Here is a 26,160-nt window from a genome sequence, read left to right as displayed (position 1 = left end):
TATGTAGTAGGGAATGGCAGAGTTTGCAATGACAAATGTCCCTCTACCCGGAAAATTTCGACAGCTTTTCTGAAAATCCTTTTTTTAATAAGCAAATTTTACAGCTTTCAGCGGATTGACTAGAAAAAAAGGGTGTGCCCGGCTATACTTGAAATAACCCGACTATTTGACTTGGAAATGGAGATTGAATACATATGATTACGCACACTGCGCCTTCAATCAAAAAACAGGTATATGAGCGGATATTCGAGCATGGTACCGTTTCGAAGGCCGATCTGCTCCAGCATTTCGCAGTAGCCAGCAGCAGCCTGACCCGGCTGCTTGAAGATATGATCTCCCAGGGACTGATCATCGTCTCGGGATTCGGCAGCTCCACCGGCGGAAGAAAGCCGATTCTGTTCCAGACCAACCCCAAGCACCGCTACCTGCTGGGACTTGAAATATCACGGCTCTACTCCAAGCTTGGGCTATACGATCTGCATCTGAAGACATTGTCGCTGACACGCTGGGAGATGGATACCCGTATGACGCCCGGGCGGCTGGTAGAGCTTGTAGGAGAGGCGGCTGAGACGTTTATGGACAGAGAAGGCATTACAGCAGATCAGCTATTAGGGATCGGTATTGGTGCCGTCGGCCCGCTTGACCAAAGAAACGGAGTCATTCTGGAACCCGAGCTGTTTCCTTCCCCCTCCTGGAAGAATGTTCCGGTATGTGAGCTGCTTACTGCACGGCTGGGTGTTCCGGCAAGACTCGACAATGGAGCGAATACGGCTCTGATTGGCGAGCACTGGGCCTTCCGCGAAGAGAAGGTGGAGCATGCGCTCTATGTCCATGCCGGGGTTAATATCCGTTCCGGCCTGATGTCCGGCGGCCAAATTATCCGCGGTGCTGTTGACACCGAGGGGGCCGTCGGACAAATGATTATCCGTACGGAAGGCCCGCGGCTGCGGGATAAGGGAAACTACGGTGCGCTTGAAGCCTATGTGTCCATCCCCTCACTTGAGGAGCGCATCCGCAGCCAGCTTGCCGGAGGCCGCAGCAGCCTGCTCTCCGGCCTTGCTCCTGAGCGGCTTACGTTCCCTGCACTGGCTGAGGCGCTTGCACAGGGGGATATCCTTGTTAAGGAGCAGTTTACCGAAACCGCGCATTATCTGGGCATCGGACTGGCCAACCTGATTAATACCTTCCATCCGGAATATGTCATTCTCGGCGGTCCGCTGGTCAATGCTGATCCGCTGGTATTCACCACAGCCGTAGAAGTAGCCAAAAAGAATACGTACCGTTATCCTGAATACAGTCCCGTATTCACGCAAGGCGCTCTTAGGGATGAAGCCGTGGCGACCGGTGCTGCAATCATGCTGCTTCATGAATGGCAGTTGAATTAATAACCGCCCCCTCCGCCTGCTTCAATTATTCACTTGTTCTACTCAAGATATAGAGGAACAGCCAGTAACGAATCTTCTCAGATTCGGCACTGGCTGTTCTACGTTTAAGCCCGGCTATCCTACCGGGCCCGTTGTTACTTAGTAAGCTTCTGCCGGATGAGCACGATTAGCTCCTCCACTGTATCCCATACCAGCGGACGGATGTCCTGCAGCAGGACATCAAGCTGTGCCGAACTGCTGCTGTGTACAGTCCAGATTACCGGAATACCCAGCCCCAGCCCGTAGCCGGCGGCGAAGTAGACACCGGCAGGCTGTCCGGTCAGATCCGCAACAACCAGCCGGCTCTCTGCAAGCTGTCCCAGCGTATACTGTCCGTTCTCCGCCGGGGCCGGATGCCTGAGAATATCCGGCAGATATCCATATTGGCCGATTACGGGCAGCAGATTAGCCTGCCACAGGCTGTAATGCTCTTCATCTCCGCCCAGCAGCACACAGCAGGGCTTCAGCTTCTTGCCGCCTGCGCTTGCAGCGGCTTCATTCCAGCCCTGCTGTGTAAGCTGAAAATTCATCCCTTCGCGGACGAGCTGCTGTTCAGTACCAAGCTTGTCTATGATATAGACCAATTCCTGCAGATTAGGGGAATAGGTCAGGTTATAGCTGGACGACAGCGGATGAATCATAACCGGATCACCGGGAGCATCCGAATGCCTGTAAAGAAACTGCAGCAGCCGGGTCCCCTTATCCTCAATAGTCACTGGAGTTAGGGGGCTGCCTGCAATTGGCTCCAGATCTCCGGCCGACAAATATACTGCCTCGCCGCGATCCGTCTTCTCTCTAATGTAAGCCGATATGATGTGCAGCAAATCCCGCTTGACGGAATGCGGCAGTGCGTTGATCTCATCATAGCTGTCCTTATGCAGATCATAGTACCCGCCCGGCGAGCAGGAGCAGTCCAGATAGCGGTCGTATTCCCCTTCACGTTCAATGGGAACAATCGCATCACAGAACAAGCAGTGTTTCTTAATCATATAACCTATCACCTCGTATCCATTGCTGTCCTTTACCTTAACACTATTTTGCAGGCATAGAACTGGTAAATGGCACCAGGCCGGACTATGCGGCAAGGATCAGGAATAATTCCCGCACCCTCAGCCGGTTCTATCCGTTTATTGAATCATCCGCTGCAGCTCCTCTATCGTTGACACATATTCAGGATTAAACTCCTCAGAACCCATATAACCGGTCAGGCTGGCCAGGAACTGTCTGCCTTCTGGAGTTTCCGCTGCCTTATCGGCATCAAGCGGGCAGATTAGCAGCTTTCCGGTACCTACACGACATTCCAGCAGGAAGCCCAGCCTGTGATTGCGTTCGAAATTGTCGATCGTCCGGACAACCGGACTCCAGCTCTGATCCGTGCCGTCCAGTATCAGCGACTTGGAATGCTCGATAATACTCCACCATGGATAAGTGGAGTGTTCTTCACTCGGGAAGCTGCGGAGCACGGGATGGCTGTTATCTATCAGCAGCCCCATCGTGCCGACCGGCACCGGCCGGTTCATACTCTCAGAGATGGAGCGGAACATCGGATAGCACCAGAAATCGGTACTATAGAAGCCTTGAACGGCATTGTTCAGTGAATCCGGGTTAGGCATCAGCAGCACATTTCCGCCCTGTTCAAGCAGCGCCTGTGCTTCAGCTCCCAGTTCCTTGAATACATGCACTCCGTCTAGTCCGGTACTGGTCAGTTCCGGATAGATCCACAGGTCATAGCTCTTATGGATGTCCGTACCGGCAATCTGCAGGTTCAGCCTAACGGCTGTCATTGCATCAACAGCGGGCAGCAATAAATCAACCACACCAATCTGATAATAATTGGCTTCAGCTGCACTATCCGCTACAGCAGTGCCGCTTCCCAAAATTCCATTGTCTCCGCCAAGCTCCCAGCTGAGCTCCAGTCTGTCCGGCGCAGCGCCGCGGAACCAGCTGAGTTCAACATCCGCATGGAACAGCTCTCCGCTCACATAGTTGAATTTCGGGAATCTGGCCAGCAGGACTGCATCATTGCAGAAGGTCCGCCATTCCTCCGCCGTGATCATCCCTTTGGAGTCCATAAATGCATCCAGTATACCGACCAGTGCGGTCCCCTGTCCGCTGAAATCCTGCAGATCCAGCAGCTGGAATCCGGCAAGCCGTCTGGTCCGGAAGGCTGCCTCCAGCTCTTCCTTGTAGCAGGCTGCCGCGAGCTTTCCTGAAGCTGCAAAGTATTGGGCCGCAAGATGGCCAAGGCCGTTCTTCTCAAGCCGTTCCCGGAAGATTTCGAAGTTCTTAGCCTTCAGCGGCCCGCTGTATTTAGCGATTTCCTCAAAATCCGGGAAGGTCGCATATTGGCCGATCTCATGCGAGATAACCGGAATATGCGGAATCCATTCACCTGAGGCGTCGTCCGCCTGAACGGTTTTGGCTTCTGTGCCGTATTGGATCTGGATCTCACCACCGGCTCCCGCGCCTTCGTCGGCATCCTTCACCTGCGCCGGCGGGACGAACTGGTCGTCGTAATCCTTCATTGTACTTGGAACAGCGGTCTGAACATGACCCAGCGGCGCATCACACATCGCATACGAGCCTCTGAACAAGCGGCTTCTGGAGAACCGGACTCCGCAGAAAAAGTCCTCATGCTCCAGAATTTCCGGCACCCACTGGTGATTATTCGAGCCCTGCGTGTAAAGCGGTCTGCTGTCAAAGGCTTTATATTCCTTCAGAATGGAGTCGATCTTGGCTCTGCTGCCCCACAGCTCGTTACCGAGAGACATCATTACAAAGGACGGATGGTTACCGAATGCCTGCAGAATGGCATAGCCCTCACTAACCAGATAATCCTGCTCAGCCTGATTGTGATTATCGTCAGACGGCTCCGTAATGGTGCCCCAGAACGGCAGCTCAGGCTCCATGTAGATTCCGAGCAGGTCTGCTGCGGTAAAGGCTGCTTCCGGCGGACAGCAGGTGTGGAACCGGTAATGATTGATTCCATAAGATTTGGAAATCCCGAGAATTCTCACCCATGCCTCCACATCCGTCGGCGCATAGCCGGTCAGCGGAAAGATCAGGCCGTCATGCTTGCCGCGCAGAAAGGTCTTCTGTCCGTTAATTGCAAACTTATCGCCGTCCGCCTTGAACTCCCGTAAGCCGAAGATCAGTTCGTTATGGTCTGCCGGAGTACTATCCCCGCCGCTGTTCAATGTAAGCTTCACCCTGTAGAGATTAGGCGCAAATTCACTCCAGAGCAGCGCATCTGCTCCCAGGCTATAATTAATGCTGAATGGTCCCGGTTCAACGGTGTAGATTTGTTCTTCAGCCGAATGACCGGCTCCCTCAGCCCCGTTAAAGCTTACAGCCGTAATGTTCAGCTCAGTCTCAGCGCTTCCATTAAGGATGGCTGTAATCCGGACTGAACGGTTAGCTACATCAGCAGTAAGCCGGATATCACTTAAGTAAGCTTCCCCGAAAAATTGCAGCTCCAGCCGCCCGGTAATGCCATTCCAGTTGGTCTGGGTATCCTCTGAGGTTAAATGCCCGCCTTTGGTGGGATATCCTGTGTTGCTGACGCAGACAGTCACGGTATGATTGCCCGCCGCCAGCTTGCCCAAATCATAGATGTGGGCGGTATTCAGACTGTCCCGGCTGCCGATTTCCGCACCGTCCAGATAGAGCGTTGTCATCCGGGTCCGCTCCAAATACAGCCTGCAGCTTTTGCCTGCCAGCTCCTCAGGTATTTCAATTTCTCTGGAGAACCAGGCTTGCCCCTCAAACAGATATTCATCCGTAAGCGCACTGATCAGAGTCTTCTCATTCTTCGGCCCTTTAAGTGCAAATGAGGTCGTTCCCGGTAAATCAATGGTATCGGAGAACGGCAATACCAGCCCTTGTTTGTCTGCATCCAGCTGCAGCTTCCACTTGCCTTTAAGATTGATCATAGTATGCAAGAATCCCACTCCTAATCATATATAGTCCTGGGTATCATTATAGCCCGTCACAGGATCGTTATCAATTTATATAATAACTGCAATAACAATACTAACAACGATACAATCTTAGCGTTGTAGCCAAAAAGCCGTACGGTTGCCCGCACGGCTTATATCTCTATTGATTCTGATCTGACCCGAACACCAGGCCTGCCGATTGCTTCGCCTGCTCCACAACCTGCATAACCCTGCGGCTGTGCTCCAGCATCCGGTTCGCTGATTCCCTGTCATTACCCTGGATCATCGCTTCAAATGCCATAAATTCATCGTACATCCGGTGCTCATGGTTTTTCCGGTTTACCTTGACCGGCTGCTGCCTGTTCGCAGTATATTCAAAACCGTCCACACTGTTCGCCGAGCCCGAAAGGTGAATATACCCGTCTGTTCCCTGAATGTTTACAGCATTACGCGCAGTGCTGTCCTTGGCTCCGATACAGACACATTTGAACCCGCCGTAATCCAGCAGCAGGACTCCTGAAGTATCTATTCCGCGGTCCATGTTAGCGGAGTATTGCACCTTTTGCGGACTGCCGAAGCAGCCGATCACGAAATGTATATTGTAAATGTTGATATCCATCAGCGCTCCGCCGGACATCCCGGGGTCAAAAGCCGGCAGCACCTCTCCAGCCCGGAAGGCATCGTATCTCGAGGAATACTGCGAGTAATTGCATTCTACTATTTTGACCTGACCCAGCTTGGGCAGATATTCCTTCATTAGCAGGTAACTGCCCAGATATTGGTTGGAGATCGCTTCAAGCAGAATCAGCCCGCTTCGCTTAGCAAGCTGCTCCAGCTCCAGAAATTCTTCCAGGTTGGAGGTGAACGGCTTTTCACAGATGACATGCTTGCCGCTTAGCAGCGCTTCTTTGGCATAAGTGTAATGGAGGTGGTTCGGCAGACCAATGTAGACAGTGTCCACGTCGTCATCCGCCAGCATACCGTTATAGCTGTGATAGATGCGTGAGATCCCGTGTTTCTTTTGCAGCGCTAATAATTTGTCCTCATGCTCCGGCTTTGAGCAAATGGCCTCCAGCCTGATCCCGGGTATATCCTGCACGAAACTGAGCAGATCCAGTACGATATTTCCCGCTCCTGCAATTCCAAGCTTCATCTCAGCTGCACCCCTCAATTCCTTGCTCAAGCAGCTCCATGACGGCTATGGTCTCATCGTCAGAGATTGATTTGTCGGCACCGCCTACAATCGTCTCATAAATATCGTCATAGAGCCGGGCGTAATCCCCTTTAGCCGACACTACTTTCTCTTCATGATAATGGCCTTCATCATCCAGATAGGTCAGCGTACCATAATGCTCAGGCGTATCTAACCCGAAATCGGCATGCCCTTTTGGCAGATAAAACAGCTTCAGATGCTCCTCCTGGCGGTCAATCGTCTGCTTGACGAACACCCCCTTCTTACCGTACACAACAAAGCTCGGGCGCGGCTTGAGGCGGAAAAAGCTCGATTTGACCGAAACCTTAAGCGAAGAGTAGTAGAAATCCAGATCGAAATAATCATTCATTCTGCCGTTACCGAGCAGCTGCCGTACATCATACTGCACCCGGTCCGGCGTTCCAAAGGTTGAAACGACCTGATCTACCGTGTGAACGCCATGCCCGTATAAGAAGCTGCTGTATTTGGAGAAACTGGTAACCGACTCCGGCGTCTGCGGGCGGTAGTAGTCGTAATTCATCTCTACCTCCAGAAGCTCACCAAGCTTGCCCGATTCCATAACCTGCTTCGTCGTCAGAAAATCGGAATCATACCGCCGGTTCTGGTAACACTGGATAATCAGATTCTTCTCACGGGCATACTCAAAAATAGACCTCGCATCCTCTGCGCTCATCATAAACGGCTTCTCGACCAGCACATGCTTGCCGTGATCCAGCGCCATTTTGGCATATTCGTAATGCGTATCAAGATGTGTACAGACAACCACCAATTGAATGTCCGGATCGTTCATCACTGCAGCCAGCTCATCTGTATACAGTACACCGGGAATCTTATCCCACCCGGCTTTGTGCGGATTGCGGGCATATATGGTTTTTACTTTCAGATGATCCCGGTTCAGGGCAAAAGGCAGATGATAGCGGTTGGTGCTTTTTCCGTTGCCGATGTAGCCGATGGTTAGCATGTTGATTCCCCCTGGGTTCTTTTTCGTTTATTATAAAGGAACTTGTACAGGTGTGAAGCTTCCCCGGTCAAAACGGTACAAACGACCAAAACGGTGCATCCAGCCCCGTCCAGGATTGAACAAAATGTTTAATGAGGTGATCTTTGTTGAAGCTGCTGAAGCAATTATCGGACATGCCGGATTTTACACCTAACGAACAGAGCATCGCAGCCTACATCCTTTTGCACAAGGAAAATATGCTGCAGCTTAGCATTCAGGAGCTTGCAAAAGCTACCTATACCTCCCACTCGGCAATCACCCGCCTGACACACAAGCTCGGCTTGTCCGGGTTCAAGGCCTTCAGCCTGAAGCTTGCCCGTGAATTCCAGCAGGAGAATCAGCTTCCGTCCACGGTCGATCCCAACTATCCCTTTGGCCATGAGGAATCACCGCTCCAGGTAGCCGGGGAAATCGCCGAATTAATGAAGGAGACCATCAGCAAAACCTTCGCGTATATGGATGATGCCGTGCTGGCGCAGACAGCAGAAATGCTGGATCAGGCGAAGCGGATTTTCATTTATGCGCTGGGGGATTCACAGATCCGGGCCAGAAGCCTGCAGAATAAGCTGATCAAAATCAACAAATACGTTGTGATTGCCACCGAGCTGTACGAATGGGCCTACCATACCGTTAATCTGACGGAGGAGGATTGTGCGGTTTTTCTGACCTATCACGGGAATTCGCCAATTTATTTAAAAGCAGCCAGGCATCTCGCCGGGCAGAATGTTCCCATTATCACCATTACAGCCTCTGATCAAAGTGAGCTGGCGAAGCTCAGCACAGCCTGTATATATGTTCCCGGAGATGAAGTAAAGCATGCGAAGATCGGCACCTTTTCCTCGCAAATGGCCTTCGAATATGTATTAAATGTGATCTACTCCTGCATCTACAAGCGCTCCTATGATCAGAACAAGGAATCTGCGGACAGGTCGCTGAAGGACAGCTATATAACCGGAATGATGGAGGAATAGGTTGCGGTATGCGCTAACGGAGTGCAAATTGTGATACTTAGCCTTTTATATTCAAAAAAAAAAGAAGGGGCTATCCCAAAAGCCATGAAATGGCTGCTGGGGACAGCCCTATTTTTACGCAGGATATATTAGGCTTTTTGACTGGACGCTCCGTGAACAGACCGTTGTTCCAATCGCTGTGCTCTCCAGATTTTTTTCATTCCCCTTAGCGGACATGAATAGCGCACATGCCCTGATCAGCTCAGTCAGCCGCTCACAATGCCGGCAGCGGCACGCGGTACAGCTTATCATCCTCATCCGCGGGACTGCCCCGCCCGTCGGTATTGTTGCTAATGAAATAGAGCATATCACCGTCGATCATCACGTCGCGGATCCGGCCGTATCCGGTTATGGCCTCACGTTCCTCTCCTGTTTCGAGGTCGAATGCAAGAACGGCAGTCCCTCTCAACGCTGCTGTATATAAAACGCCCTCTGCATAAGCCATCCCGGATGGAGCCCATGTATGGTCACTGCCGGATGTGAACAACGGAGAGACCATTCCCTCTTGCGCTTCACTGCCCTCTATCACCGGCCAGCCATAATTAAGCCCGGCTTCTATCTCATTCACCTCGTCATGGCTGCTTTGGCCATGCTCACTTGCATACAGCACGCCGTCTCCGGCCCAGACAAGCCCCTGGGCATTCCTGTGCCCATAGCTGTAGACATAGGAGCCCGCAAACGGATTATCCTCCGGCACTGAACCGTCGGTATTCAGCCGCAGGATTTTGCCGCCCAATGAACCGGTGTCCTGGGCAATATCCCTGTCACCGGCATCTCCTGCCGTAGCATACAGCTTGCCGTCCGGACCAAGGGCAAGCCTCCCCCCGTGGTGAACAGAGCCGCTTGGAAGCTTATCGAGCAGCAATGCTTCCTCCTTCCAGATTCCATTATCCTGTCTGAGCGTCACAATCCGGTTGAACTGACCTGAGCTGTCAGTATAGGTGTAATAGGCATAGGCCAGTCCCGAGCCTGCAAAATCAGGATCAAGCACCAGCCCCAGCAGCCCCGCCTCTGAGGCAGTCGCGATTTCTTTAGCCAGCTGTACCTCCTGCCGTTCAACATTCCCGTTGTCTATTTTGACAATATTTCCGGGACGCTCTGTCAGATACAAGATATCGCCGGCTTTGGCAATGGACCACGGCACTTCAAGATTTGCGGCCACAACCTCAGGTTCATTAAGCGCTGCTCCCGCATTGTCCGTTGTCTCAGGTGTGGCAGGTGCTGCGGATTGTGCAGAGGTATACTCATCAGCCGGGCTCTCCTGCCGGTCTTCTGCCGAATGCTGCTGCTCGTCTGCCGCAGCCGAGCAGCCTGCTGTCAATAAGACAGCCAGCAGGAATATAGCGGTTCTCTTTTTCAATCGAATGCACCTCGGCTCTCTTGTTGTCGGACTTCCTGTCGTCCGTCTTCTGTATATGTACTTATAAACGGATACGTTCAGCCTTACTCAGCACTTGAGCCGAGACAGGCGTCATTCCTGCTGTTCCTGCAGCAGATCCCGCTGGCTTCTTGGAAGCTTACTGACTACAAGACTATACGAATGGTCGATCATATCATGAATTTCTGAAAGGGACAGGGAACCGTCAACGATAACGGTATTCCAGTGCTTTTTGTTCATATGGTAGCCCGGCTTGACGGACTCAAGCTGCTCCCGCAGATTCCCGGCAATAACCGGATCACACTTCAGATTGATCCTGAATGTATCCTCCTCGCCTTCATAAATAAACGCGAACATTTTACCGCCTACCTTATAAACCTCCGGTTCCGGACCGAAAGGATATTCCTTGACCGCCCCTTGCTTGTCCTGGCAGTATGCCATAATACTCTTTTTCATCCAAACACCTCTTCTTCAGCTATTTCATATTAATCCTTATTATACGAACTAACGTTCTGAACAGCAATCCATAATCAAGGAAAAGATTCTGTCAATTATAAGCTTTATCCGAATAGGCTAGTACTAGAAAAGGAGGAGGACAACATTCATTCATTTGTCTCGTATATGCTGCTTGGCTTATCCCTTTCCGCACCCCTCGGACCGATAAATGCAGCCCAGTTGGATAAAGGCCTGCGCGGCGGATTCCTGCACGCATGGATACTCGGGCTAGGCGCTGTCAGTGCAGACATCATTTATATGCTGCTCGTCTATTTCGGCATGATTCATCTGCTGGATGCGCCGTTTGTCAAAGCGTTTCTGTGGCTGTTCGGCTTCTTTGTGCTTGTCTACACGGGATTCGACGGCATCCGCAGCTCAGGTGAAGTATCGACAGCCCGTCTAAGAGACAGCAGCGATACTTCACTGTACAGATCCTTTCTGTCCGGCTTCCTGATGTCCCTGTTCAATCCGCTCTCCATCCTGTTCTGGCTGGGTATTTACGGTTCAGTACTGGCCAAAGCAGCCAGCGAATTCCCTATGCAGCAGCTGCTGATATACAGCGGCGGTATCGTACTGGGTATCCTGCTGTGGGATTGTTCGATGGCTGCCGCATCCAGTATGTTCCGCAGACTCCTGACTCCTCGTGTGCTGCGGGCTATTTCCGTATTATCCGGCCTGTCGCTCATCGGTTTCGGCCTGTACTTCGGGGTACAGGCTGCCCGGCTGCTATTCTTCCACTAGACTTTGCTTTTACGCAGCCTGATCCCTTTTATCCTGAATTCAGAGCCCGGGAGACTTTGATGTCCGGCTGTTTCAACATCCACATATTCTGTATCCTTCTGCGCTGAGGTAACCTCATGCTTGCGCTTCACCCGCTGGACAATGAAGTCACTAAGTGCGATTAACGCTACAATCAGCAGACTGATGTAGAAACCCGGACGGCTGACTTTATGAAAAAGGGTGCCGGCAACCGCAGCAGCAATCAGGACAAGTCCGCTCCAGCGCTTCAGTCCGCTTAGCTTGCCTCCCTTCAGCAGCCTACCGGAGGATAGAAGAATCCATGACCAGTTATAGAGGATCATCAGCCCGGCAGCTGTTGTGATGTATTCATACACCCGGTCAGGCAGCCACAGCGACATCATAATGGCTCCGGTTAATCCGGCAGCAATCAGGCAAAGCGCAAGAAACGGATATTTATCCTTCCATTTCTTAGCGAACATCCGCGGGGCATCCCCTTCCTGCGACAGTGTAATCATCATTGAGGTAATCGCATACAATGAAGCGGTCATTGTCGAGAAGCCGGCAATAATCAGCACGCCGTTGAACAGATGCGGCACAAAAGCCAGCCGGTCGCTGCTCAGCGCCAGCATAAACGGGCTTTCTTTCGGATTAAAGGCGCTGAGAGGAACCATAATGACGGCAAGGCCAATAGAGAGTACATATACCGCAGCCAGCGAGAGAAGCATTACCTTACCAGCCTTGGGTGCTTCTTCGGGGTTCTCCAGCCTGTTCGCCATAATGCCAAGCACTTCTATTCCCCCGTAAGCATAGAAGGCAAAAATAAAGGCCGACCACAGGCCGATGCCTCCAGCAGGAAGCCAGCCCTTATAGCCGTTAGGCATGTCCGGCGTATACTTGGCGCCGCCAATCCAGCCGGACAGAAACGCTGCAGCCAGCACAAGAAACATCAGGATCGCTGACACCTTAATTACAGCCAGCACATTTTCCACCCGGTCAAACCCCTTGTTTCCAAAAAAGACGATGATTAGGCTGAGCACGGCATAGCCCGCTGCAAAGGTCCACATCGGCACTGCCGGGAACCAGAACCGCGAGAAAATCGACAGAGCGGTAAGCTGGCTGCCCATAATCAGCAGCTCGGAGAACCAGTATACCCATCCGCTGCCGAAGCCGGCCCAGCTCCCGAATGCTTTTTTGGCATAGGAGCGGAAGGAGCCCTGTTCGGGATGCTGCGCGGTCATCTGGGCCAGCGCATCAAAAACGACATATGTACCGGCAGCCGCCAGCAGGTACACAAGCAGTACAGAAGGACCTCCAATAGAAATAGCCAATCCTGAGCCGAGAAAATAGCCTGTGCCGATTGTCCCGGCAACGCCCAATAAGCTTAACTGCCACCATTTCAGTTTCTTTTCCTGTGCATTACTATTACCTGAAGCCTTATTCATGAATACCGTCCTCATTCTCTTTAGAATTTGAGCGTTTCCTCATTATCTAGAGTTCCCGTGCAGGTGCATATTCATGAAAGCGATTGTAATCCTGCAGGAGATAAATCCCCGCAACCGGCCGATAACACAAAAGCCGCGCAGAGCGCGGCTTTTTCAATCTAAGGAAGGGTGGTAACTTTGACGGATACAGGTGTTCTCGGCTTGAGCGGCGGAATCTCAGCCGGATAACCGACTCCGAACACCCCAATCACATCATAATCCTCCGGCACACTGAGAATACTGCGGTTATGAGGAAGTGCGCCTAACGAAGCCCAATAAGCGCCTGCTCCGGCTTCATGTGCGGCCAGCAGAAAATTCTGGGCAAAACAAGATACCGCCATTACATTCTCATCACGCTCAAACGGGGTTGCCGCAGCCTTGGACAACAGTGCAAGAACAACCGGCGCACCGCCGAAGTCCGTCTTATGCTTCAGCTCCGCTCTTGTTTCGGCTCCAACCATCACAATTTCCCACGGCTCATTCATCCGGTGGTTGGGGGCATAGCTTGCAGTCTCTAACCAGGATAGAAGATCTGCTTCTCCGATCGGATCCGGCTTGAACTGCTTGACACTTCTCCGGGTTTTGATGATATCCACGATGCTCATTACTGAATCGCCCTCCTTGTTGTTTATACTAACCCTGCTGTTCTATGGCTTTGCTTAGATCATAATCCTGAAGCTCTATGTCCGGGTTCAGTCCCAGTGCCAGCTTCGCCAGCTGGCTTCCGATAAACGGCCCCATCGTTAATCCGGAGGCCCCCAGCCCGTTGGCTGCAAGCAGGCCTTCCCAGCCCGGTACTGCACCGATCACGGGAAGAAAGCCGGGGGTAAACGGGCGGAAGCCCACCCTCACCTCTTGAACTGTGCTATCGACCAGTCCAGGGGCCAGCTCCAGCCCTTTGTTCAGAACCTCCTGAATCCCGCCGGCTGTCACGCTGGTATCATAGTCTTCAATATTGTTCTCATGTGTTGCTCCGATGACGATTCTGCCTCCATCAAAGGACAGAAGATATTGATCCGTAGGCGGGATAACAACAGGCCATGAGCCGGTGTCCGTATGCTCTGCTGCCTTTACGTGCATGATCTGGCCCTTCTGATAGCTGACCTTAAGCTTAATGCCGAGCGGCTGCAACAATGGAGCTGCCCACGCACCGGCACAGATGATCACAGTATCTGCGGCGAAAATCTGCCCGTCAACCACCACTCCGGTAACGCGGTTACCGGTACATTGCAGCGCAGCATCCCCTTCTATCTGCCGGGCTCCGCTTCGCCGGGCTGACCGCAGCAGCGCATCGCGCAGCGCACGGCCGTCCACCCGCGCAGCACCGCTCACCTGCAGAGAATGATAGCCTTCAGCAAGCAGCGGAACCTGTTCAAGAGTCTCATGCTCCGTCCGCCAGGTTAATTCGCCAATCTCCGGCGCATCCTCCAGCCGTTTTCTTGCCCGTTCCTCCTGCTGCTTAAGCTTGTCTGTGTCCCTATGGACACTAAGCGCACCAACCCGGGCATATCCGGTCTCGGTTTCACCCTCCAGCTCCAGCTCACTGATCAGTCCGGGGTAAAAGCGCGCCCCCGCCTTAGCCAGCCGGTACCATACCTGATTACGCCGCTGAGACAGCCAGGGGCAGATGATCCCGGCAGCGGCATCCGTAGCCTGCCCCTTGTCCTTGCGGTCGATAATCAGCACCTCTGCACCGAGCTTAGCCAGCTGATAGGCGGTTGAAGCTCCCAGAATGCCTGCTCCGATAATGATGACCTTCTTCATGATGATTTCCTCTCTTAACAGGCATGCATGGCTGCTGATGCCGGAATTATTTCAGATTGCCGATCAGCTGCCCCAGCTTAGGGAACACCTGCAAAGCATTGTTGTAAAAGACATCCTCCCAGTGTGCTTCCGGGATCAGATGCTTCACAAATTTGATGTACGCCTCCAGCGGTACAAGCGGCCAGTCGGTGCCGAACACCAGGCGGTCATACTTCTCGGCGAATACAATTGCCCTGCGGAAATGATCCGTATAGGTCTGTTCGGTCAGCAGCCGGTCTACCTTGGCGGAGTCGCCGACAATCCAGCCGGACAGATCACTGTACAGGTTCGGATTTTTCTCCAGCAGTGCTGCAGTATCCATTACCCAGGGATCACCAAGATGACATAGCATAAAGGTAATGTCCCGGTGCTTCAGGAATGTCTCTTCCATCGACAGCGGATGGGAGTACTTTAACAGCCCTCTGTCCGAATAAGTAAGGCCGCCATGAATCACTACCGGCATCTGATATTCAGACGCCAGCCTGTAGACCGGAGCATAAATCTCATCACCGACATTAAAGTGGTAGTATCCGGCATAGAGCTTGATTCCTACTACATTATCCTGACGCAGCGATTGCTCCAGCGCTTCCAGTTGACCGTTCTGATGCAGGGTTAGCGGATTAATACCGACACAGGTGTACAGATTACCCGGAAGCTCTCCGGTCAGATCCAGCAGCATCGGGCTCAGGGCCTCATTATCCGGAAAAGCTCCAGCTACTGTCTCCGTAACCCCCATTCCCACACCTGCGATAACGCCGGAGCGCCGGAATTCCTCCAGCAGCCCCTTTTCCGAGTAATCAATATGCGCCAGCTCCTGTGCTGTTTCGTGAAAAGACGCAATATTGGAATAATGGACATGCGCGTCGATGATTTTCATAGAATAGTCCCTTTCTTATAGCTACAGATTAAATTTGATGGATAACAGATCCCGGAAGGCTTCCTCCGGAATATCCAGATCAGAGAATATATAAAACTGCGGTGTGCTGAATAACGTATCCCCGTCTCTCATGAACAGCTTTTCTGTTATAAAAGAGGAGATAACATGCGTATTAACCAGCAGCTCGGGTGCTGCCTTATCGGGACTGGAAACCTGGCTCATCCGCTGCTTCCGCTCATCTGAGCTGAATTGAATGATACCGCCCGAGCTCTTTGTTTCATTTTGAACTCTCCCGGCCTTGTAGGTGATAGTTTCACCAGCCTGATTCTTCACCGTCCCTTTGCTGCTCTTCAGTACGCTGCCGGTTTTATAGAAGCCTGCTGTTTGCAGGGTCAGGGGTTGAAGCGGTGCACCTGTATTCTGCACGATTTGAACTACAGAAGCAAGCACCGGTACACCCGGCAGCAGTAAAAAGTAATGATTGAGTGTAAGCCCTTGGAATTTGCGGTTATGAGAAATTCTGATACTAACCCGGACACCCGACCAGGCATTGCCTTTGCTGTCAGTCAACCGGGTAAAAGCAGCTTCCCGCAGCTCCTCCAGCAGACTGCGCGGTGACAGCCCCTCTACTCCGGCGAACACGCCGCCGGTCCAGGGATTCCACCAGGACTTGGGCTGAGGTGCCGGGTAAGCGGAGTCAAGCCATTCTTCTCCCTGAACCTGCAAGGAATACAGCGCAGGCGCAAAGCTGCTGTTAACCTGAATCTGTATGATTCCGTTATCTGCTGTGAGCACCTCTCCGTGCTCTGTCAGACTGCTGTTCTGCCCGACTTCATTATCCGCAACAGGTAACATCAGATAGCTCTCTGAAGACTCAAAGGTTTCCATATCGAGGTGTATCTGAAGCAGATCGGCTTGTACCTTCTCTGCGGGTGTGAATGTAAGGACGGCTTCAGCCAGCTGCTGCTTAGCGGTGACCGTGAGGCTCTGTTTGAAGGCAGAGTCGATCTTGGAAGACAGGATAATCTCCCCCTCTAAGAAACTCATCTTCTCCTCATGCAGTGCCAGCTCGGCAGACCCGCTTATGAACGGGTTCCCTCCGTTCAGGCTTAACCGGAGCTGCTGTCCGGTACCGGGCTGTTCAGTACGGGGCAATCCGCGAAGCTGGGCAAACGACCGGAAATCCTTCCAGCTGCTCCAGGTGCCCAGTGCAATCCGCAACGGTTCGGTCTGGATGGTACTGCCGGAAGAAAGGTTGCCGAGCGGGTGCTCAACAGCATACAGCCAGTTGTCCTTGATCAAGCTGCGTTCAGCCGGCCAGGTGATCCCCCTCGGCAGCGAACCGTCATCCGCATACAGCCAATTCTCTGTGAGTCCGTGAACATCCCAGTAATCAGGACTGGATGCATCCACACCGTGCTTCAGATCAATGAACCGGCCGCGGTAAGGAATGACGCCTCCTTCCAGACTGAAGCCGAAGCTTTCCTTGAGATAGAGCGGCTCCGCCCAATCCGTCTGAGCTGAATTACGGATCTGATGAACACGCTCTATAATCCCGTTTTTGTAGAGTCTGACCAGCATTGTTAACTGTAGCCCCTTGCGTAAAGCATCCAGCCTGTAACGGGCTTCCAGTACAATGGCTTCACCTTCCATACAATGAGTGACCTGCTCAGCGGTCAGCCTGTTGAACTCATTCGTATACGGGGGTCCGAATTTCGGAAACGGCAGGCTGATGGCCTTATGGCTTTCTTCAAAAAGCTCCAGTGTATTGCTGAATTTATCCAGTCTTACCGAATAGCGCCCGCTGTTAACTATCCATCCTTTTTCCGTTCTGCCGCCAAAGGCTGAATGTGTGCCGGGAAATACCAGACTCACTTCCTGCTCAATAACCGCAGGCTCCCTGTGGTCTGCAGCAGCGGTGATTTCCGCCTTATGATTCCAGATGCCATACTCCTTAAGAACCGCCGGCACCGCCACGGTTGTGCGGCTTTTCGCCGGAACTGTGACCTGTACATCAGGCCTGCTGAAGGCCAGAATAGAGTCCGCCGGAAGGGTGAAGGTGAATTGTGTCTCTGCTGCGTACTCATTCTCCGCCGTTACATCCAGCTCAAAGGCTTCGCCTTTATAGAGCATGGACCGATCCGGCAGCGCAAGTCTGAGCTTCACCGGATACTTCGGCTCAATTCCCAGCTTGAATACCGCTGGCAAACCGTTGATCAGCAGCTCCGCCTCGATAACCGGATGTGTCTGGTACGGATTCTGCTCCTCTTCAACCGGATGAACGAAGAATTGCCCTTCGATCTTTTCCGTTGCTTCTACGCTCCGCGTCTCCTCCAGCTCAAAGCTGATTTTCGGATTGCTGGTCCCCTTGATCTGCAGGGTAAGCGGCTTGCCGCTCTTGTTCACTGCCTCATAGATTACCGGATAGCTGCTGCCAAAGGGAAGCTGATGCTGCAGCGGAATAGAAGCCTGAATCAAGTAATCCTCCGTTTCAATCAGGCGTAAGCCGCGTCCGGTCCGTTCATATTCCATTACTAGCTTCAGGTCATCCTTTTGCCATTCATATGTAAAGTAGTCAAACCCGTTTTCTTTACGTCCATCAGGCATAACGGATATTTCACGCACGCTGTCCGCATACCAGTCAAGCTTGTCAAAGAACGGCTTTACAGCCGCAGTCTGCAGGACAGAGGGAATAAAGTTCATCAGATGGGTGGAATCATCCCGTTTTTCCCAGAAGAACCCGCTTTTCTTATACGTCGGAACTGCCTTCGTATTGCCTGGCCAGGTATACAAGTCAAGCCGGGGCCAGCCCAGGGAGATCGTCTCCTCAAGGGCACGGAGGACAAGCCGTTTGCCGACTTTGCGCCCGTGATAATCAGGCCGTACATTCAAGAGCGGGATATACATTGCTCCAGAATCTTCCTTATAGTGGGAAAAGCTGCAGTAGCCGATAACCTCGCCGCCGGCTACGGCTAGAAAAAGCTTCAGATGGGTTCCGTTCTCGTGCTCTTCAATGACACTTTGTTCAGTCTGGTAGGAGTTGTCGCCTCCCCAGCTTTCATAGCTTCTGTTCCACATCTCGGCGATTGATCTGGCGTGTCTTAAGGGTTCATATTCTTCAATTATGACTTCCGGGGCTTGCAGCATGTACGTTTGTACCTCCTTAAATTACATTGGAATCTTACTTTTCAGACAAGGTATGGATAATCTTGGGTAATGCCACTCCAGTATAAACGATTTATTTCGAATGAACTAAGGATATTTCTTTTTAAAAAGATTATGCCTGTGCCCGTTGTCGCTGATAATCATTATCAGTTATACTTTCTATACAAAGCAAGGGGGCTCAACAATTTTATGAATCTGAAGGAACATATTATACTCTGGACTCATGCTGCGGTAGAAATAATGGATATCCGCCTAAGTATATACAGCCCCGGTGAGCAAACGATCCGATACCGCCTGCCTTGCAGTGCCTTTATATGCATAGTCCGCGGGAAAGCAGTGATTTCGCTGGACGGTCTCCGCCATCAGATAAGCGAAGGGAATGTAATCCACGGCGGTAAGGGTTTAACCTTTGAGCTGATGCAGTCTGTGGAGATTATTGAATATTATCTGATCCTTTACAGGGCCAGGCTCGCCCTTCCAGCACGGAAACATTTGCTGTCAATCATGGACCAAGAGAATCCGTTCGAGCTCCAGTACCTGTGCAGCCCGCATGCTCCGCTTCCTCTGCTGGACAAGCTCAGAATTATGCATGAATACTGGCTTAATGGCGGCAGGCTGGAGCAGTTATATGTCAAAACAATGCTGTATCAATGGGTGTATGAGCTGTTAAGACAGCTGCATGTGCATGGTGTTCAGGCGCTGAAACCGGATGTGCTGGAGACGGCAATCCGTTATATGGAGAATAATCTCAGCCTTCCTGTCAGCCTGGACAAGCTGGCCCAAGCTGCCGGAAGCAGCCCGCGAAGCTTGTCCAGACTATTCCGGATGAAGCTTCATACCAGTCCCAACCAGTATCTGATCAGTCTGCGTATGGAAAAAGCCCGTGAGCTGCTCCTCCGTACAGACGCCAGCCTGCAGGATATTGCCACAGCCATCGGTCATCCGGATGCCTATTATTTCGGACGGATGTTTAAAAAGCATTTCGGGATTTCGCCTGTAAGGTATAAAAATTCAATAAAAGCCGATGCCCCCTGGCCGGAAATGACATCGGAAGCGTCCGGTTTTGACATTGTCCGCATGTCTTCTCTTGGGTATAGTGTTGATAATCATTATCAATACAATTCAGGAGGAGCGTCATCCATGTCTAAATCTGCGAGACCGTCATTACTTATTACCTTACTGTTATGCTTCAGCATTGTACTCAGCGCCTGTGCGGCAGGGAACACCAATACAGCATCCGGCAGTAACAGCACGTCCCCGTCACCTTCAGCAAGCACCGCCCCTGCGGCCACTGATACACCTGCAACTGAGGCACAGACCCGCACCATCACTACGGTAAAAGGAGATATTGAGGTTCCTGCTGATCCGCAGCGTGTAGTAGTTCTCTATCTTCTGGGCGATGTGCTGGCCCTCGGAGTTAAGCCGATCGGCGTATCCGATGTCTCGGAGGGAGCCGCCTTTGAGAAAGAGTTACAAGATGTGCAAAAGCTGGGCACCTGGTTTGAAGCCAGTCCCGAAGCAGTACTCTCGCTTAACCCGGACCTGATCATCGTCCCTTCAGACGAAACCTATGAGGTCCTTAAGGATATCGCGCCCACTGTAATGGTCCCTTATGAGACAATGTCCGCTGAAGAACGGGTAGCTTTTATCGGAGAAGCATTGGGTAAAGAGAACGAGGCAAAAACATTGTTCGAAGGATTCCATGCCAAGGTTGCAGAGAGCAAGCAGAAGCTGCAGGAAGCAGGCATTCTAGATCATACCGTCTCCATCATGGAGGGCGGCAGCAAACGAAGCATGGCCGTTGTTACAAGCAAGCAGTTTGGACGCGGCTCGCAGGTTATCTATGAGTATCTGGGCATGAAGGCTCCGGCAATCATCCAGGAGAAGGTTGAGACATCCACGGAGGCCGTAGGTGAGGATGTATCCTTCGAGGTGCTTGCTGACTACAGCGGGGATTATATGTTCCGCTCTTCCTATGAAGGAATGGCTGATCTCACCCAGGACCCGATCTGGAACAGCATTCCTGCGGTAAAAGCGGGCCGGTTAATCAACATTGACTTCGGCTTGTCCTATTACAGTGATATCTATTCGCTGAATGCACAGCTTGATTATATTGTAGAAAGCCTGCTTGGTGCACCAAGGGTTAACTAGCAGGTACACAGCTATCGCATTGCCCCGGATTTTTCTGATTAGCTTATTTAGCAGCACAGCTAACAGTAAGAATCTGCGGGCTTTTTTTTGTATTCCTATACTGTCATTCTTTCGAATCAGTGAATAACATGTTATTAAATTTAACATTGACAAGAACAAGCATGCTGAATTATTATGATTTATATGATAAATGTCACATTAAATAACATAAGTCGTCTTGTATAAGCCCATTAATCGGAGTGGGCGTCTCGACCAGGCAACCGTAAATTGCCCCAGGCTACAAGAGGATGCATGAGCTGTTAGAGCTGTATTCGAACGTCCTGAATACGGATCTCTATTGCACTGCGCCTCTTCTGCCTGGGGTTTCTTGCATCATCCATACCTTCATCTCAAAGGAGAGAACCTAACATGACAAAAACTAACGCGCTTGCCGAATTCCAGATGCAGCTTCCCCGTGACTGTACGTTTACACCAAGTGACTGGCAGGTTCTGTCTGAGTACTGGTACCCGGTAGCCATTGCTGATGAGATTCAGGATAAGCCGGTATCCGTGAAGCTGCTGGATGTCAAGCTTGTCTGTTACCGCAGCCACGGCAAGGTTGTAATCGCCCGTGACCTCTGCTTTCACCGCGGAGCTCCGCTAAGTCTGGGCTGGGTGGAGAATGATGAAATCGTCTGCCCGTATCACGGGTTCCGCTATAACTGCGAAGGAGCCTGCACCTCTGTACCGGCCCATCCTAAAGCCAAAATATCACCTAAGCTTAAGCTAATTACGTACCCGGCGATTGAACGTTACGGGTTAATCTGGACTTCGCTGGCCGGTACAGAAGAGCAAATCCCTGAGTTCCCCGGCTGGGATGACCCTGATTTCATTAATATTTTGCCGCCCAGCTTTGACATAGCGGGTTCTTCCGGCCGCCAGATGGAAGGGTTTCTGGATGTTTCCCATTTCGCCTACGTCCATTCCAATTCGTTCGCTGATCCCGACAACACTGAGGTTCCGCAGTACAAGGTAAGAAGGGAAGGTAATGAGCTGTTTGCGGATTACTGGAGCACTGTCAGCAACTACGGTAAAGGCCAGGAGAATCCGGCGCCGGAAGGCTTCATGTGGCTGCGCGCCTTCCGGGTATTCCCTCCCTTCGCCGCCTCGCTTACGGTACATTTCCCGGAGGACGGGAAGCTGATGATCCTGAACTGCGCCTCACCGGTATCTGCCCGTTATACACGGCTGTTCTGCCCGATTTCCCGGAATTTCGATAAGAGCGTACCTGTTGAGGATACGATAAAATTCAACCTGCAGATCTTCTCGGAAGACAGGGACATGGTTGAAGCCCAGACACCGGAGGATCTGCCGCTGGACTTGACTGCTGAAGCCCATATTCCGGCTGACCGCACCTCCATCGCCTATAGACAGCTGTTGACCGAGCTGGGTCTGGGCCGGAATTATACTTCATAAACACACAAATTAAGCTTAATGCGACAAGCAGAAACGGCTATGCCGTCCTTCAGAGAGGCGGCAACCGTTCCTGCGAGAAAGATAAGGATTATTGATAGCGTAAAACATATAAATCCTTATATTTTCAAAAAGGGCGGCTGCACATGTTCATCCATTCTTGAACATGTGCAGCCGCCCTATATTCTTGCTGTCTAACTTAGCTTTCCATAATATAACGGTTCCATTTCTGCTGCCAGGCGATATCGTTCCAGAACGGGTGATGCGGCGCACAGTTGGAGCAGAGCGTCATGCCCCAGAAGCCAAGCGCCATCCCCTTGCGTATAGCATATTCGGCAATAAATTTGCCTACAGGCCCTTCTTCAAACCCGGCCATAAGCGGCGTGTAGCCGACATATCCTTCTCCGATTACAAGCGGCACCCCTGACTGTCCCGCCCACTCATGAATTTCATCAAAGGCTTTGTCTGCCTTCTGCAGCATCGCTATCTTGTGGGCACCGTATCTGTCATACAGGAACAGATCCCACTTGTCCGGATCAGCCCAGTCATGCAGATAGATCAGCCGCATCCCAACCGGATTTCCTTCCATCCGCCACTCCTGACCGGCAGGCAGGGTCCACTCTTCAAACGGCGGAGCATCTTCGCGTAGCAGTGACTGCACAAAGGGACCCGGGAAAGGAATGCTGTGATCATCCAGACCCGCGGTCAGCATAAGCTCATTCAGCACACCTTTGATATACAGGTGATAATGTCCAACCTGCATATTGCGGGCAACATAAGCCTTAGGATATTCTTCATTTACAGTGTAGCTTGCAGTCATCAGTGTATCCGGATGACTCTCCCGCAGGTACCCTACCGCTTCCTCAATGTATGGCTGCATAATTCTCAGGTTAGCCGGTACATTCTCGAACGCAATGCCCTCGGCAGCTCCTACAGCGGTCAGCTGTCCGAACTCTACCTCGTTATGCAGCTCCGCGTATACAATCTGTTTACCGTAGCCGGCCTCTTTTACATAGTGGATCAGCTGGCTCATGGATTTGGCAATCGCCATGAACCGGTCCTCAGGTGCAATTGCCGCCAGCTCGTCACGCAGCTGCGGATGAGCCAAGAAGCTCGGGCTCTGCTGATATTCCCACGAAGACAGCATGATGTAGCAGTTATGCGCCTCGGCCTGCTTAAACAGCTCAAGGAGATGGGCATGTCCGTCAAGCTCGGCTCCGCCCAGACAGTTGTACCATCTTGTACGCTGGCCAACCTTCCCCAGACTGCCGAACTTCAGCAGACCAGGCCGCGGGCCGTCTGCGGTAAACAGCAGGAACGGCATGGCGCAGATGCGGATAGTGTTGTAGCCACGCTCCACCGCTTCGGCGAACCGGGGCGCCAGATCATGATAAGGCTCCCCGGGGAGCGTCATGGTATACCAGGAGAAATCCCACATGGTTATGGTCAGTTTAGCTGGAAGCTGATTATCCGGATTATAGGTCATATTCGAATCCTTCCCTACTGCGAAATTGAATCACAGGGACGGGATGCCTTCCCGGTGATTATCCAGTAGAAGTCTACAGGATATCCGCGGGACTGGCAATTGAGGATAAACGGTTTGTGATGGACAATATTCTTATCCTAAGCTTAGACCGGAGCTGGATTCGAACCGCAAAGATCCATAATAACCCGGGCATAGATCTTGGATGCGGTCAGCAAATCTTCAATAACGGCATATTCATCCGGCCCGTGAATTCCCGTTGGTGTACCCGGCATTGCCGGACCGAAATTCACTCCGCCGGATATTCCATGCACATAGCTCCAGCCACCCGTAGACATACATTCACCCTTCACGCCGCTGTACTCTTCGTAGGCAGACAATAGCTGCCGGATAAAAGGTGATTCTGACGGCACATGATGAGCCGGACTATAGCCGCCCGGACTAAGCTCTAGACCGAACCGCTGCAGCCGCGACAGCAGGACATCGCGTGTATTCTCTTCTGTTGCACAGAGCGGCAGCCGGCAGTCAAGAACACCGGTCAGACTGGCAGATGTGTAATCAAGGATGGCGAGATTGACGGTTAACTTACCGGATAGTTCATCTTCCATGGCTATGCCGGCTGCAAGTCCGTGAACATCACCATGCGGGAACAGCTGTCCCACATGCCGGAGAGCGTTCAGTCCGGGGCTATCCGGCAAGGGCAAAACAGACAACAGCGCCAATAATGCTGTCACTGCATTGGAACCGCTTTGCGGCTCGGAAGCATGGGTGCTTTTGCCTAAGACAGTAAGAAGTACATCAGTTCCGGAATTGCTGACTTGGACCTTCACTCCCGGAATGGGTATCAAATGCTGCAAAGCATCCGTTACTTCCGATTGTTTAAGACCTCTTATTAAAGCTTCAGCCTCTCCTGGAACGACATTAGACCGGCTGCCGCCCCGGGCGTACATAATCCCTGCTTGTTCTTCGATGAACGCAGTTGCCGGAAATTTAGCCGAGAACGCGGTGAACAAACCGCCCTTTTCCGTGTTAAGCACAGGGAACTCACCATCCGCAGTGAACAGGTAAGGCGGTACCGGATAACGGGCAAAGTAATACCGCAAATCCCGGCAGCCGCTTTCTTCATCAGTCCCGAATATGAGACGGACATTGCTATTTAGCTCAATACCGAGCGCTTTTACGGCAGCCAGGGCATACATAGCAGCAACAGCAGGACCTTTATCATCACTCGCCCCTCTTCCATACAGCTTTCCGTCCTGCAGAATCCCTTCAAAAGGATCAGTCCTCCAATGTTCACCTTCGGGAACGACATCCAAATGAACCAGAATACCCAGCTTAGTCTCATGCCTGTTCAGATCTGCTGTTCCGGCGTAGTTATCTGCATTATGTGTAGACAAGCCTAATTGCTCTGCCATTTGTAGTGCAAGCTGTAATGCTTCAGCCGGCCCTTTGCCGTAAGGCATGCCCGGTTCCGCCTGAGCGTTCACACTGCGTACGGCAATCAGCCGGCAGATGCTCTCTATAAATTCGCCGCGGTGCTCAGCGAAATAACGCTCAAGCGCCTCATGGAGCTCTATATTGTCCATACCGGCCTCAATACGCTTCAATCAGATCCACAGGGCTCAGCAGCTCCCCGCCGGCTCTGAACAGCAGCAGATTCTTAATAAAATGCATCATCGACATGTGAATGTAATTACGGGTAATTCCGGCACTGTGCGGTGTAATGATGACATTCTCCATCGCCCATAGCTCATTCTCAGCAGGTAAAGGTTCCTGCTGAAATACATCAAGCCCTGCACCGGCGATCATTCCTTGCTTCAAGGCAGAGATGAGCGCCGGCTCATCCACTGTCTCCCCCCGTGACAGATTCAGGAAGACGGCCGTCGGCTTCATCGCGGCAAATTCCACAGTCCCCATAAGTCCGGCCGTTTCAGACGTAAGCGGAGTCAGCAGGATAACATAGTCAGCCTGGCCAAGCCCTTCATGCAGACGGGAAATCGGATATACCAGGTCGAAGCCTTCTATCGGCTGTGCACGGCGGGTCACACCTGTAATCCGCATACCGAAGGCAGAAGCCAGTCTGCCGATTTCCTTACCGATCCGGCCGGCACCGACAATCAGCAGCGTTTTGCCGTTCAACTCATCCAGAGAGCTGTGTCCGCCCCATAGGCGGCTGCTCTGATTGCGGATGCTGAGGCCGATGTTCCGGCTGAAGGCAATCATAACTCCGAGGGCATGCTCGCTCATCTGCTGACCGTGAATACCGCTGGCATTACATACAGTAATTCTTCGCGCAATCAGTTCATTAAAGGGGAGATTATCGACACCCGCGCTCATAATGTACAGGAATCTAAGTCCGCTCAGCATCTCCAGCAGCTCCGGCTTAAAGGTCTCGTTACGGGCGACCATAACATCCACCTGCGGCAATACCTCTGCAGGCAGGGCTGCAAGATCGGGACATACGGTAATTTGCTCCCCGGTCCGCTCCAGCACATGGCGGATCACTTCTTCATTCAAAGGCACTGTTGAAATTATCATCTTATTCCTCC

General features: G+C 52.0%; 19 protein-coding genes and 1 riboswitch. Of the genes, 5 read left to right on the top strand and 14 right to left on the bottom strand.

All coding sequences use genetic code 11. The annotated features are described in order from the left end of the window. Positions 1-194 precede the first annotated feature (194 nt). Positions 195-1,385, top strand: coding sequence for an ROK family protein (locus BN3772_RS25555; RefSeq protein WP_042203147.1), 1,191 nt, complete (start codon positions 195-197; stop codon positions 1,383-1,385). A 134-nt stretch (positions 1,386-1,519) separates the two neighbouring features. Here BN3772_RS25555 and BN3772_RS25550 read toward each other — a convergent pair whose 3' ends face one another. From BN3772_RS25550 to BN3772_RS25535, 4 genes are all read right to left on the bottom strand, one after another. Continuing rightward, entirely contained in the window at positions 1,520-2,413 is an 894-nt protein-coding gene (locus BN3772_RS25550; RefSeq protein WP_042203146.1) for a hypothetical protein, read from the bottom strand. A gap of 138 nt (positions 2,414-2,551) precedes the next feature. Continuing rightward, positions 2,552-5,356, bottom strand: coding sequence for a glycoside hydrolase family 2 TIM barrel-domain containing protein (locus tag BN3772_RS25545; RefSeq protein WP_244444841.1), 2,805 nt, complete (start codon positions 5,354-5,356; stop codon positions 2,552-2,554). Between the two features lie 166 nt (positions 5,357-5,522). Next, a complete protein-coding gene (locus tag BN3772_RS25540) occupies positions 5,523-6,515 on the bottom strand; it encodes a Gfo/Idh/MocA family protein (RefSeq protein ID WP_042203143.1) in 993 nt (330 codons plus the stop codon). A gap of 1 nt (position 6,516) precedes the next feature. Beyond that, positions 6,517-7,536, bottom strand: coding sequence for a Gfo/Idh/MocA family oxidoreductase (locus BN3772_RS25535; protein ID WP_042203142.1), 1,020 nt, complete (start codon positions 7,534-7,536; stop codon positions 6,517-6,519). 146 nt (positions 7,537-7,682) lie between these two features. Between BN3772_RS25535 and BN3772_RS25530 the strand changes: the two genes are divergently transcribed. Beyond that, on the top strand, positions 7,683-8,546 hold the full coding sequence (locus tag BN3772_RS25530) for a MurR/RpiR family transcriptional regulator (RefSeq protein WP_042203141.1): 864 nt from the start codon (positions 7,683-7,685) through the stop codon (positions 8,544-8,546). 253 nt (positions 8,547-8,799) lie between these two features. Here the strand turns inward: BN3772_RS25530 and BN3772_RS25525 are convergent, their stop codons facing one another. Together BN3772_RS25525 and BN3772_RS25520 are read right to left on the bottom strand one after the other, a co-directional pair. After that, the gene (locus tag BN3772_RS25525; RefSeq protein ID WP_042203140.1) at positions 8,800-9,945 is read right to left on the bottom strand and encodes a PQQ-dependent sugar dehydrogenase; all 1,146 of its coding nucleotides are present in this window, start codon (positions 9,943-9,945) and stop codon (positions 8,800-8,802) included. 111 nt (positions 9,946-10,056) lie between these two features. Beyond that, positions 10,057-10,419, bottom strand: coding sequence for an MmcQ/YjbR family DNA-binding protein (locus BN3772_RS25520; RefSeq protein ID WP_042203139.1), 363 nt, complete (start codon positions 10,417-10,419; stop codon positions 10,057-10,059). A gap of 144 nt (positions 10,420-10,563) precedes the next feature. Here BN3772_RS25520 and BN3772_RS25515 point away from each other — a divergent pair, with 144 nt between their 5' ends. Beyond that, positions 10,564-11,199 (top strand): LysE family transporter, encoded by a 636-nt coding sequence (locus BN3772_RS25515; RefSeq protein WP_086074757.1) that lies wholly within the window; start codon positions 10,564-10,566, stop codon positions 11,197-11,199. Here BN3772_RS25515 and BN3772_RS25510 read toward each other — a convergent pair. The 5 genes from BN3772_RS25510 to BN3772_RS25490 all read right to left on the bottom strand — a co-directional run bounded on the left by BN3772_RS25510 (position 11,196) and on the right by BN3772_RS25490 (position 18,507). Further along, the gene (locus BN3772_RS25510; protein ID WP_042203137.1) at positions 11,196-12,641 is read right to left on the bottom strand and encodes an amino acid permease; all 1,446 of its coding nucleotides are present in this window, start codon (positions 12,639-12,641) and stop codon (positions 11,196-11,198) included. The genes BN3772_RS25515 and BN3772_RS25510 overlap by 4 nt on opposite strands. 158 nt (positions 12,642-12,799) lie before the next feature. Further along, positions 12,800-13,285 carry a nitroreductase family protein gene (locus BN3772_RS25505; protein ID WP_042203136.1) on the bottom strand — a complete coding sequence of 162 codons (486 nt, stop codon included), beginning with the start codon at positions 13,283-13,285 and terminating at the stop codon, positions 12,800-12,802. 28 nt (positions 13,286-13,313) lie between these two features. After that, positions 13,314-14,444 (bottom strand): NAD(P)/FAD-dependent oxidoreductase, encoded by a 1,131-nt coding sequence (locus BN3772_RS25500; RefSeq protein WP_042203135.1) that lies wholly within the window; start codon positions 14,442-14,444, stop codon positions 13,314-13,316. A gap of 46 nt (positions 14,445-14,490) precedes the next feature. After that, a complete protein-coding gene (locus BN3772_RS25495) occupies positions 14,491-15,360 on the bottom strand; it encodes an amidohydrolase family protein (RefSeq protein WP_042203134.1) in 870 nt (289 codons plus the stop codon). Between the two features lie 21 nt (positions 15,361-15,381). Next, the gene (locus BN3772_RS25490) at positions 15,382-18,507 is read right to left on the bottom strand and encodes a GNAT family N-acetyltransferase (protein WP_042203133.1); all 3,126 of its coding nucleotides are present in this window, start codon (positions 18,505-18,507) and stop codon (positions 15,382-15,384) included. 207 nt (positions 18,508-18,714) lie between these two features. Here BN3772_RS25490 and BN3772_RS25485 point away from each other — a divergent pair, with 207 nt between their 5' ends. Next, positions 18,715-20,676, top strand: a complete 1,962-nt coding sequence (locus tag BN3772_RS25485) for an AraC family transcriptional regulator (RefSeq protein WP_042203132.1) — start codon at positions 18,715-18,717, stop codon at positions 20,674-20,676. Between the two features lie 197 nt (positions 20,677-20,873). Beyond that, positions 20,874-20,976: riboswitch (purine riboswitch) on the top strand. A 108-nt stretch (positions 20,977-21,084) separates the two neighbouring features. Beyond that, the gene (locus tag BN3772_RS25480) at positions 21,085-22,131 is read left to right on the top strand and encodes an aromatic ring-hydroxylating oxygenase subunit alpha (protein ID WP_042203130.1); all 1,047 of its coding nucleotides are present in this window, start codon (positions 21,085-21,087) and stop codon (positions 22,129-22,131) included. A gap of 196 nt (positions 22,132-22,327) precedes the next feature. On the opposite strand, the gene BN3772_RS25475 is transcribed toward BN3772_RS25480, so the two are convergent. The 3 genes from BN3772_RS25475 to BN3772_RS25465 form a co-directional block, all read right to left on the bottom strand. Beyond that, positions 22,328-23,614 (bottom strand): cellulase-like family protein, encoded by a 1,287-nt coding sequence (locus tag BN3772_RS25475; protein ID WP_042203129.1) that lies wholly within the window; start codon positions 23,612-23,614, stop codon positions 22,328-22,330. A gap of 143 nt (positions 23,615-23,757) precedes the next feature. Next, positions 23,758-25,218, bottom strand: coding sequence for a Sapep family Mn(2+)-dependent dipeptidase (locus tag BN3772_RS25470; RefSeq protein ID WP_052380692.1), 1,461 nt, complete (start codon positions 25,216-25,218; stop codon positions 23,758-23,760). Further along, a complete protein-coding gene (locus BN3772_RS25465) occupies positions 25,205-26,149 on the bottom strand; it encodes a D-2-hydroxyacid dehydrogenase (protein WP_052380691.1) in 945 nt (314 codons plus the stop codon). Before BN3772_RS25465 ends, BN3772_RS25470 begins: the two co-directional genes overlap by 14 nt. Positions 26,150-26,160 lie beyond the last annotated feature (11 nt).

Origin of the sequence: Paenibacillus camerounensis (assembly GCF_000723885.1) — a bacterium.
Lineage (GTDB): Bacteria > Bacillota > Bacilli > Paenibacillales > Paenibacillaceae > Paenibacillus_AQ > Paenibacillus_AQ camerounensis.
This window is presented reverse-complemented; position numbering and strand designations above follow the sequence as displayed.